The 11042-nt window shown below is 52.1% G+C and carries 10 protein-coding genes; 3 read left to right on the top strand and 7 right to left on the bottom strand.

The annotated features are described in order from the left end of the window. Positions 1 to 1461, top strand: a 1461-nt coding sequence (locus tag R3177_RS09265; RefSeq protein WP_318970752.1) for a protein-disulfide reductase DsbD family protein, incomplete at its 5' end; no start/stop codon positions are given. A 48-nt stretch (positions 1462 to 1509) separates the two neighbouring features. After that, on the top strand, positions 1510 to 2109 hold the full coding sequence (locus R3177_RS09260; RefSeq protein ID WP_318970751.1) for a redoxin domain-containing protein: 600 nt from the start codon (positions 1510 to 1512) through the stop codon (positions 2107 to 2109). 37 nt (positions 2110 to 2146) lie between these two features. Here the strand turns inward: R3177_RS09260 and R3177_RS09255 are convergent, their stop codons facing one another. The 7 genes from R3177_RS09255 to mtnK all read right to left on the bottom strand — a co-directional run bounded on the left by R3177_RS09255 (position 2147) and on the right by mtnK (position 9552). Next, positions 2147 to 3064: an exo-alpha-sialidase gene (locus R3177_RS09255; RefSeq protein ID WP_318970750.1), complete on the bottom strand. Its 918-nt coding sequence runs from the start codon at positions 3062 to 3064 to the stop codon at positions 2147 to 2149. A 57-nt stretch (positions 3065 to 3121) separates the two neighbouring features. Continuing rightward, entirely contained in the window at positions 3122 to 4387 is a 1266-nt protein-coding gene (locus tag R3177_RS09250) for an ABC transporter permease (protein WP_318970749.1), read from the bottom strand. Next, positions 4362 to 5564: an efflux RND transporter periplasmic adaptor subunit gene (locus R3177_RS09245; RefSeq protein WP_318970748.1), complete on the bottom strand. Its 1203-nt coding sequence runs from the start codon at positions 5562 to 5564 to the stop codon at positions 4362 to 4364. Before R3177_RS09245 ends, R3177_RS09250 begins: the two co-directional genes overlap by 26 nt. Then, positions 5554 to 6582, bottom strand: coding sequence for an HlyD family secretion protein (locus R3177_RS09240; RefSeq protein WP_318970747.1), 1029 nt, complete (start codon positions 6580 to 6582; stop codon positions 5554 to 5556). Before R3177_RS09240 ends, R3177_RS09245 begins: the two co-directional genes overlap by 11 nt. Further along, positions 6579 to 7547 (bottom strand): multidrug transporter, encoded by a 969-nt coding sequence (locus R3177_RS09235; protein ID WP_318970746.1) that lies wholly within the window; start codon positions 7545 to 7547, stop codon positions 6579 to 6581. The genes R3177_RS09240 and R3177_RS09235 overlap by 4 nt, the downstream gene beginning before the upstream one ends. After that, on the bottom strand, positions 7523 to 8215 hold the full coding sequence (locus R3177_RS09230) for an ABC transporter ATP-binding protein (RefSeq protein ID WP_413229081.1): 693 nt from the start codon (positions 8213 to 8215) through the stop codon (positions 7523 to 7525). Before R3177_RS09230 ends, R3177_RS09235 begins: the two co-directional genes overlap by 25 nt. Before the next feature lie 134 nt (positions 8216 to 8349). Next, positions 8350 to 9552, bottom strand: a complete 1203-nt coding sequence (gene mtnK / locus R3177_RS09225; RefSeq protein ID WP_318970745.1) for an S-methyl-5-thioribose kinase — start codon at positions 9550 to 9552, stop codon at positions 8350 to 8352. A 326-nt stretch (positions 9553 to 9878) separates the two neighbouring features. Here mtnK and R3177_RS09220 point away from each other — a divergent pair. Beyond that, on the top strand, positions 9879 to 11042 hold a 1164-nt coding region (locus tag R3177_RS09220), incomplete at its 3' end, for an HlyD family secretion protein (protein ID WP_318970744.1).

Raw genomic sequence — 11042 nt, 5'->3', positions numbered from 1 at the left:
GCTTTTTTTGTCGCGGCGACTGAGCTGGTTGATCATGCGGCACCTCAGCAACTGGTGCCGCAGGCAAACGGCTGGTTATTGCAACAGGCTATCAATACCTATTTCAGCAGTGCGCCACAGCAGGTGGACGTGATCTTGGTTGATGCCGGCGGCCAGGGCTACAGTGTCAGCTTGCAACATCGCCATCTGCCGGCAGATCCTGACGGCAGCACCGAAATTCTGGTAACCGGGGGTACGCTTAAGCCAGACAGCCTATGGCTGATTTTACTGATGGCCGCCGGCGGTGGCCTGATCCTGAATTTAATGCCCTGCGTATTCCCGGTGCTGTCGTTAAAAGCGCTGAGTATTGCCGGCAACGGCCAGCAGCGGCAACAGCAACGACGCGATGCGCTATTTTACAGCACAGGTGTGGTGCTGAGCTTTCTGACTCTGGCCGGTATCCTTATTGCGCTGCGCGCAGCCGGCAATGCCATTGGCTGGGGCTTTCAGTTACAAAACCCTTTGCTGGTAGGCCTGCTGGCGTATTTACTGCTGGCATTAGGCTTAAGTTTATCGGGGCTGGTGCAGTTTGGTCTGGGTTTAATGAATACCGGTGGTGAGCTCACTGCCAAAAGTGGCGCAAAAGGCTCATTTTTTACCGGGGTGCTGGCCGTCATTGTTGCCAGCCCCTGCACGGCGCCTTTTATGGGCACCGCGCTGGGTTATGCCGTCACCCAGAGCCCGCAGGTCGCGTTACTGGTTTTTGCCGCTCTGGGTATCGGCATGGCGCTGCCATTTTTACTGCTGGCCTATATTCCGGCACTGGCTCGGCGGTTACCAAAGCCAGGTGCCTGGATGGAGACGTTAAAACAGCTGCTGGCCTGGCCACTGTATTTAAGTGCAGTCTGGCTGGCATGGGTATTTGGCCGCCAGACCGGTATCGATGCCATGGCATTGTTGCTGGTTGGTATGGTAGCGCTCGCTGCAGCATTGTGGCTATGGGGCCGGGTGCAGCTTGGTGCAGGCTGGCTTAACCGGCTGGCGATGGCAATGTTACTGCTGCTGGCGTTAATGACGTTATGGCTGGTGGCCGGCCGGGCACCGGCGCAGAGTACAGACGGCCAGCAAAGCCAGCAGCACTGGCAGAACTGGTCACCGGAAAAGCTCAGTGCGCTGCGCCAGCAGCAAAAACCAGTACTGGTTAATATGACCGCCGACTGGTGTATTACCTGTCTGGTCAACGAGCGGGTCGCGCTGAATACCGACCGCAGCATAGCGGCGTTGGCAGATTATAACGTCACATATTTAAAAGGTGACTGGACCCGGCGCGATAGCGATATTACTGCTTATTTACAGCAGTATCAGCGCGATGGCGTGCCACTATACGTGTTGTACTGGCCAGGGCAGCCGCCACAGGTGCTGCCGCAGATTTTAACGCCTGATACCCTCAGGCAAACATTCGAGCGGCTGAGTCAGCAATAAGCTGCCAACAATTAAGTTGTAATCAATTACGCAACAGGAGCAATAACTATGAAATTAGCAAAACTCGTTGTTTCCGCTGGCGCCATGCTATTTGCAGCGACACTTGCAGCTGCGCCGCAGGTAGGTCAGCCAGCGCCGGCTTTTACGGTAAAAGATGCCACCGGCCAAGTCCATAGCCTTCAGGATTTTGCCGGTAAAAATGTGGTACTGGAATGGACTAACCATGACTGCCCGTTTGTCGTTAAGCATTACAGCGGCAATATGCAGCAGCTGCAACAGGACATGCAGGCAAAAGATGTGGTCTGGCTCAGTGTTATTTCATCAGCGCCGGGTAAGCAGGGCCATATCGACAGCGCCAAAGCAGCAGAACTGACCCGCAGCCGCAATGCGGCGCCCACTGCCATCCTGTTTGACGAAAGCGGGGTGATGGGCAAAGCCTACGATGCCAAAACGACGCCGCATATGTATGTTATTGATAAAAATGGGGTACTGCAGTACATGGGGGGTATCGACAGTATTCCGTCAGCCAAAGTGGATGATATTGCCAAAGCCACGCCGTATTTTGCCAATGCCGCTAACGCTGTACTGGCCGGCAATACGCCCGATCCGGCAGTTACCCGGCCTTATGGTTGCAGTGTTAAATATTAACTGAAGTCTGCTCAGCCGGTATCCGCTGGCTGAGCCATCAGTGCGCTGGCAAGTTTAATTCAGAAAAATAAATACCGGTTTTACCTTCGTGCGATGAGTAGTAGCTGATATATAGGGTATCGTCGCGCAGCACCATGCCTGCATAGCTGCAGTCGCCACCGGATGGCAGGGTTTGCCATTCGGTTAGCTTGCCGCTTTGCCGGTCTATCCAGCATAAACTGGTACGCACTTTCTCGTCATATAGCCGGACACAGGCCAGTAGCTTGCCATCGGGGAGTTGCAGCCACTGTGGCCCGCCAATCCGGCAGCCAACATCCTGCCACTGCCAGTCGGTATAGGGTGCTTTGCTTTGGCCAAATAAGCCATGGTCCGGGTCGCGGCGCAGTAAACACAATGCCGTGCCATCGGGCTCGAATAGCAGGCCACTTTCATTGGCGTAGCTGCCGCTGAGCATATCAGCTAGTGGTGTCAGCCTCAGGGGGCTGCAGCCATGATAAAGCCGCACCAGTTTATCCGGCCCCACCCGGTAACCCACAGCATAGCAGTGAGGTGATAACCTACGTTGCTGTTGCCACACCATGCGCCATAGCCAGATATCAGGTTCGCCAACAGGCTGCGCCGCAGACCAGCTATACCCATCGCCGGATTGCCAGAGATAAGATTGGTGGCTATGTTGCTCAGGGTGATGTAAGGCACCCGCCCCCAGTAATAACAAGTTGCCATTGGCATCAGTATTCAGCTTGGCGTCACGTAGATCAGCGTCACGGGCACTGATCAGCGCCACACTGTGCCAGCTCTGGCCCCGATCAGCCGAACGCAGCAGCCTGAAGGCACCATCCGGCGACACATGCGCGCTGCCTTCGCGAAATACACACCATAAGGCCTGCCCAAACCAGATAAGATCAGTAAAGGCATTATGTTCAGCCTGTTGCCAGATACAGCGTGTCGTTAACATGGGGCTCCTGAGCGTTAATGAGTTTTCCAGATTATAGCGCTGCTGACCGCTAATTCACTATTCGCTCTGTAGCGCTGTTATCGGGTCCAGTTCTGACGCTTTAATCGCCGGGTATACGCCAAAGGCTACGCCGATTAACGCACAAATACTGAACGACAAACCAATCGCTAACAGCGACCAGCTGACCGCCCAATCAGAGTAAAAAGCAATAAGCTCGGACAGTAAAATACCAAATACAATGCCCAGTAATCCGCCCAGAATGGCGATGGCGAAGCTTTCGGCTACAAACTGAATTTTAATGTCGCGCCGGGTCGCGCCGACTGCTCTGAGCAGGCCAATTTCCTTGGTGCGTTCCAGTACGGTGGCCAGCATAATATTCATAATACCGATACCACCAACCAGCAGCGAGATGCCGGCGACACACGACATGACAATATTAAAGATTTGCTGCGTTTGTTTCTGCTGGGCCAGCAACGCGGCCGGTACGATAATCTTATAATCATCAATATCGTTATGGCGTTGTTTCAGCAGATAATCCAGCGCGCGGGCACTTAATGCATTATTGGCATCTTCACTGAGCTGCAGCCGGAAAGATGTTAACTCTGCGCTTAACGGCTCGGCTTTAAAGCGGGTCAGGGCAGTATTCAGCGGCATAAACAGCTGGTTTTGCTCACCCCCCAGTTTAATGCCCTGAAATTCATCACTGCCGGCGTAGGGTTCAGCCAGCACGCCGATTACCTGCAACCAGACATGATTGACTTTTACCGGTTTCCCCAGCGCATCGCCGTTGGGGAACAAACTCTGAGCTACCCGTGCACCTAAAATGGCGACCTGGGCCGCGTACCGGTTCTCCAGTTCAGTAAAATTACGGCCACTGATAAATTGCAGTTTGCTCAGCGCCATATAGCTGGGTGAAACGCCAATAGCCATGCCATCACTTTTGCCGGAGTGGCTGTATATGCTGTCAGTATCCAGGGTGCGCTCGGCACTGTATGACGTAACACCGGGCAGGGTGGCCACAGCGGCATCAATGTCGCTCTGGTTCAGCCCCAGCGAGTGTTTGCGCTGCTCCTGCAGGGTTTTTTCATCGAACTTACGCCCTTCAACAATCAGGTTACGAAGCCCCATTGTTTCAATGGTTTTTAACGCTTCGCGCTCGGCACCTTCACCGATATTCAGCATGGCGATAACCGCGCCAACGCCGAAGATCATGCCCAGCAGGGTTAAAAAAGTCCGCAATTTATGCTGAGCCAGTTCGGCCAGGGTATCTTTAATCAATGGCGTATGTTTCATGGCGTCAGCTTTCCGGGTTAATAAGGGCAACTTCTTCACCGGCAGCAAGGCCGCTGCTGACCTCGGCGTGGCTCAGGCTCTTGCTGCCAATGCTGATAGGCTGTTTCACAAACTGACGGCCGTCGCGTTTAAAGACATACAGCTGCTGCTGTTCACTGAAAATAGCCTGTAGTGGCACTTTTAATACTCCGGGCTTTTCATTTACCCATAACGTGGCGATAACTTTAATACCGGGCATAAAATTAGGGCTTTGCTGCTCAGGGGCAACAATCACTTCAATGTATTTACGCGGGTCGCGCCGCTCGCGAGACTGAGCAACCGCTGCTACTGAGACAATACTACCGCCGAGTTCCTGATCCGGCCAGGCAGCCAGATAAAAGGTGACCCGTTGCCCTGCTGCCAGACCAATCGCTTCCTGCTCTATTACCTGCAGCTTCAGATGCTGCAGACTTAAGTCCGGGATACTGCCAATTTTCGAGCCGGGAAACACCATACCACCCACTTCGGGTTTTTCGCCACGCCAGTTGGTTTCAAATAATAAAATACCGGCATGTGGTGCTTTAACCTCTAATCCGGCCAGACCGCTTTCTGCTTGTTGCAGCAGGTTCTGTTGCTGACCGCGCTGCAACTGCAACAGCTCCAGTTCACCTTTGCTACGCTGGCTGAAACTTTGTTCCTGCCAGCCCAGATATGCCTGCTTTTCGCCCAGATATTCTTTATTTTGCATGGAATCAAGAATTTCCAGCCGCGAGCGGATTTGCACATCATCGATACTGAAGCGGTCGGCAAAATTAAATTCCTGAGCAATCAGGGTCTGATCCAGGCCAAGGGCGGTTTGCTCTTTTTGTTGCTCGGCCAGTTTTTGTTGCTCGTCGGCCTGCACGCTGCCAAGGCTGGAACTGGCTTTACGTTTGGAACGCTCCAGCTGAGTGGCATCAAAAGTGACCACCACATCGCCTGGTGCTACCGGGCTGTATTCGCGGGCAAGGCTGGCAATAAAGCGCGGACCCTGCACGTTGCGCGGGGCACTGATGGTCACCGAGTTAACGGCAAACAACTCACCTTCAGTATGCACTTTATGCAGCAGCGTATCGGGCTTAACCTGATACACCGGTATCTGTAACGGTGGCTCAGTGCAGCCGGTTGCTGTCAGCAATCCCAGCATAAAAGCCGCTGTGCTAAACGAGCGCAATCGTTTAATTCTCACTGTCCGCTCCTTGTGTTGCAGCCACACTGATATTAAGCCTTGCTGTCATGCCCGGGCGCATTAATTCGGTATCCAGATCGGTCAGGCTGACACTGGCATCCACCACCCGGCGCAGGTTGTCATTTGACTTATCACGCACCGCATTGCCCAGGCTTTGCAACAGGCCGTTAAAACGCCGCTCCGGATAGGCATCCAGTGTCACTTCCACTGTGAGGCCGGGCTTCAGTAGCTTTAAATCGATTTCATCAATTTCGGCTTTGATATACAGGCTGTTGAGCTGGCTGACCTCCGCCACCGGCTGGCCGAACTGGGCACTGTCGCCCACTGAGAATTTCTCGCCATCAAAGCCCATGCTGTATACCATTACGCCGGCAAACGGCGCCTTTACCTGCATGCTGGCAATATTGCGTTGTAACTGACTGACTTCAGACTGCAGCCGGCTGACTTTGGCCAGCAGCATCTGTTCTTCAGCCACCCTTTGCTGCTGGTGACTGGCCAGCCTGGCCTGTGCCAGCTGATACTGATTGTCAGCAATAGTAAAATCGATTTGCGCTTTGCGCCGGTCATTGGCCGAGCGTGACTGGTCAACAATTTCAGCGATACGCTGTTCGCGGTCATATTCCATCTTGCGCTCGGCCAGCGTAAGTTTCAGTTCTTCATAGGTTTGTTCGTCGGCGCGAAGCCGATTGGCCAGTTCCTGCTCGGCACTTTTCAGTTCGATACTTTTATTATTCAGTTCATCAACCAGCCGCTGCGCATCGAACGCCACCACGACAGCCCCTTCAGACAACATACTGCTTTCCGGCGCTAATTGTTTAATGTTGTATTGCCACATGTTACTGACACTGGGCGGGGAGGCTTTAAACGAATTGGCCGCTGTCAGCTCACCGGTAGCGCGCACATGGCTGGCTACCACACTGCTGGCCGGGCCGGAAGCGGCTTCTTGCTGGCAGGCGCTTAGCAGCAGTGCGCTTAGCGCCAGACTAAAAAGGTATAAAACAGATGGTATTTTAATCATTCAGTCGCGACCTCAATCAACATACCCATGCCCAGCATAGGCCGGGCAATAGGCAAAGCGGCGGCACTGAATGATGCTCTGTAATACAGGGCTGTACCCCAACGCTGGCGCTTTTCACCCTGCTGTGCCAGTTCGCTGAGCGTTACGGCAAAGGGCTGGTCGGGGGCAATATCAAAGCGGGCCTGTAATAAAGAGGCCTGTTGCAACCGGGGCAGGTCAGTTTCATGAACCCAGGCTTCAATATACAAATTCTCTTTGCGATTGAGCTCGGCGATAATCCAGCCCGGCTGGGCGGTAACGCCGGCATAAATTTTGGTACCGTACCACGGGTGATTACCATAACTGATGTTGCCATCCTGAGTAGCATACACACTCATCCGGCTTAGCAGATTTTCAGCATCAGTCAGCTCGGCCTCTGTTTGTTCAATTTGCAGCTGTTGTTTGGTGAGTGCAGCCTCGGCGGTGATCCTGGCAACAGCCAGTTGTTCGGCGGCTTTACTGGCCTCGGTGCGGGCGCGCTTTTGCTCCAGCTGATACTGCTCGTAGTCATACTGGCTTAAATTGGCCAATGGCACACTGGCATCAATGCCCGCTTTTTCCAGTAACAGCTGGCGGCGGTTTAACTCGTATTCGGCCTCCATTACGGCTTGTTTGTGTTCGCTTTTCAGTTGATTAAGCCGCTCCTGATGGTTGATCAGGCTGCTTTTCAGCTGTTCAATTTGCGCCTGAATATTACCAGCATCGAATACCGCAATTAAATCGCCGGTTTTTACCGGTTCGCTTTCGCTTTGCAGCCATTGCACCTGCACCCGCCAGTTGTCGGTCATCGGTGCGACGATACTTTGCCGGTCGGCTGACTGCAAAGTGCCAGTGAGCAGCAGAGGCAGCTCAGTGCCAGTTTCCGTGGCAGCCACATTAGTAGTGATCGCTAACACTATTATCAGGCAGAACGTGCTGTTGAACATGCACTGTCCTCCATAATCTGGCCATCCCGCATTCGAATCACCCGGCCGGCGTAAGCGGCAATTTCATCTTCGTGGGTTACCATGACGATAGTATTACCCTGCTGATGTAAATCGCTAAGCAGCTGCATAATTTCCTTTGAGGTTTTGCTGTCCAGATTGCCGGTGGGTTCATCAGCGAAAATAACTTTGGGCCGGTTAATCAGCGCCCGGGCAATGGCAACGCGCTGGCGCTGACCGCCAGACATTTCATGGGGTTTATGCTCTTTACGATGGCCAAGGCCTACCTGATCGAGCAGGGCATTGGCGCGCTCAATAGCGTGCTGTGGCTCAGTATCGGTGTAGCGCAACGGCAGCGCAACATTCTGGGCAGCGGTTAATCGTGGTAACAGATGAAAAGACTGGAATATAAAACCAATATGTTTATTACGCATAGCTGACAGACTGACATCATCTAACTGGCCAATCAGCTGGCCGGCTAACTGATACTGGCCACTGCTGGGGGTATCCAGGCAACCGAGAATATTCATCAGGGTTGATTTACCTGAACCGGAGCTGCCCATAATGGCAACAAATTCGTTTTCAGCAATGCTCAGGCTGACATCGCGCAGTGCCTGCACCTGACTGTCGCCGCTGCCAAAATTTTTATAAAGGCCATTCGCTGTAATCATCCGCGTTATCTGCTTGTGGTTAGAATCGATACAGTTTGCCATAAGCTAAACGGGCCTGACAGCCAGTTCTGGCCAGCAAGGTTGATTAATTGTAAGCAGATGTAATAAATGTCAGTAAGGCTTTACCTGGCAGCTCAGTCCGTTTGCTGATACCGCACTAAATTAAGTAACTGGCTGATATTGCTAAGGTCATTGCGCTGCATGATCAGCTCCCGGCCGAGTTTTAATACATTAAGCTGACACTCTGCCCGTTTCCCGGCATCACTGATAGTGACTATATCAGCGACCTGAGCCAGGCCAACGGTGCGCCGGATAAGCTCACAGCCGGCATAACCTGTGGCATCAGAAAACACCTGCTGCAAAAACTTTTGCTGATATATGGGGCTTTCCAGCATCGGATCTTCGGTTTCCCGTCTCATCAGTTCGCTAAATGTTTCGCTGAATTGCAGCCACAGCTGCTCGGCTTGATCCAGTAAATAGGCTTGCTGTTCACTGCAATCCGCGGCGTCATGCAGGCCCGGGCTGGCCAGATAATTCAGCAGCAAATTACCCAATAAGCTGCCAACATCAAAGCCGACGGGGCCGAAAAAACCAAATTCCGCATCAATCACCTTGCAGCTTTGCTCATCGATAAAGATGCTGCCGCTATGTAAATCGCCGTGCAATAACGCCTGCGGCTTACTGAGAAAACCGGCTTTTAGCATGGCGACTTCCGCTTTCAGGGCTTCGTCATGCCAGAGGTTTTTGGCTTTATCCAGAATAGAGTGCTCTACATTGTTACGTTCGTGGTTAAAGTAGGGGTCGGTGAAAACCAGATCTTCCGTGATAAGACACATTTCCGGATTTAGAAAACGCGCAACCTCGGCTTTTTTGTTCTCGCCGCTCATGACAAAGTCGCTGGTATAAAACAAGGTGTTGGCCAGGTATTTCGCCATTTGTGCTGCCAGATGGTTAAACTTTTTACCGGCGTTGAGCTCAGTGCGCAGAATGCGGTAGGCTTTTAAATCTTCCATTAATATGGCGCAGGCTTCCGGGTCGAAATAGTGCACTTCTACTGTATGTTCGGGGCAGAAGCGGCGGTGCAATTTTAACACTTCGGCTTCAATCCGTGCGCGGTCGGTGGTCAGCGGCCAGCTTTCACCAGCCCAGCGGGCATAGGGCAGTGCCTGCTTAACAATCACCGATGTGCCTTTATCATTTTCCACCCGGAACACCTGATTCAGTTCGCCGTCACTCATCTCTTCTGCACTGAGTTTACTGTGCTCGCCAAACAGCTCGCTATGTCCGTCAGCAAAAGCTATCGCATCATCGGCTTTAAAAGTTTTGTACTCAGTCATCTTGGTGCACCGCTAAAGGTAAAGACAAAAATAGTCTTTATCATGGCAAACCCGTTAGCCCTCTGCAACGCTAAAAAATAAGTCATACAAAACATAACGACTTTTCGTTCAAAAATTAAAAAATGAGTAAAAGACAATTTTTATTGGCCAATAGCATTGCCATTAAGTTTATGAATTTAAAGAGCTGAATTTTCATCTAAACTTAAGGTAATAAACATATAGAAAAAAAGAATATAGTAAACTGCTCGCCTTAACCTTATGCTGTATACACAAAAAAATTACAATAGATAAACATTTGTTACCAATTATGGTTGAGGGGGGCTGTTTTGACAGAGCAGGGATTATTTCGCGCCAATGCGGTTAAGCAGCAAAGCGCCCGTTTAGACGGCGATGTCATTATTGCCCAGCCGCTTAGCAGCACAGTGCTAACCACTATTTTACTCTGTGTGGTAGTGGCTATAGTGGTGTTTCTTAGTGTTACCTCGTTTAATCGCAAAGAAACGGTAACCGGTTACCTGAAACCCGATATCGGCCTGGCCAAAGTCGTGTCATCCCGTGCCGGGGTTATTCAGCAAGTGTTTGTGGAAGACGGCCAGCAGGTTAAGGCCGGCGACCGGTTGGCGTTAGTAACCATTCCCGAGCATTTATCAGCTGGCGACAGCCTGACCGGCACTTTGTTTCAAGGGCTGGCGCAGCAAACTGAACTGGTTACCCTGCGCAAACAGCAGCTACTCAGCCAGTTCAGCCAGCAGGAAACTGAATACCGCAATCGCTTAACTCTCAGCCACAATTTGCTGGATGATATTGCTGCCCAGCAGCACTTGTTACAACAAAGGTTGCAGTTAAATCAGCAGCGCCAGCAGGATTTTCAGAGGTTACATAAGCGTGGCGCTATTTCCACTACTGAGCTGCAACAACAACAGGAACTGGTGCTGAATATTCGCCAGCAACTGGCCGAACTTAATGCCAATGAGCAAAACCACAAAGCCCAGCTAGCTCAGTTAAATGGACTGCTACAGCGCCTGCCCAGCGAGCGGGAACAGCAGCTGGCACTAATGGATAGCGATATTTCCCGCCTCAAGCAACAACAAACCGAATTAAATGCCCGCGGCGAACTGCTGATTACTGCCCCCATCAGCGGCCGGGTAACCAACCTGGTGGCAGAAATTGGCAACAATGTGCGGGTTGGCTTGCCACTATTAACCATTATGCCCGATAACGCCCAGCTGCAAGCCATTTTGCTGGTGCCGACCCGTGCCTATGGCTTTGTTATGCCCGGCCAACGCACCCGCTTACGCTTTGATGCCTTTCCGTACCAGCGTTTTGGTTTGTATGAAGGGCAAGTAATAAAAACGGCGCAGGCTATCGTGCTTCCGAATGAAGTCGATATGCCTGTCGCCGTACAGGAGCCAGTGTACCGGGTACAGGTAGCACTGGATTCGCAACTGATCCGCGCTTATGGCAACACAGTCCCGCTGCAATCGGGCATG

Origin of the sequence: Arsukibacterium sp., assembly GCF_033722355.1 — a bacterium.
Taxonomy (GTDB): Bacteria; Pseudomonadota; Gammaproteobacteria; order Enterobacterales; family Alteromonadaceae; genus Alishewanella.
This window is presented reverse-complemented; position numbering and strand designations above follow the sequence as displayed.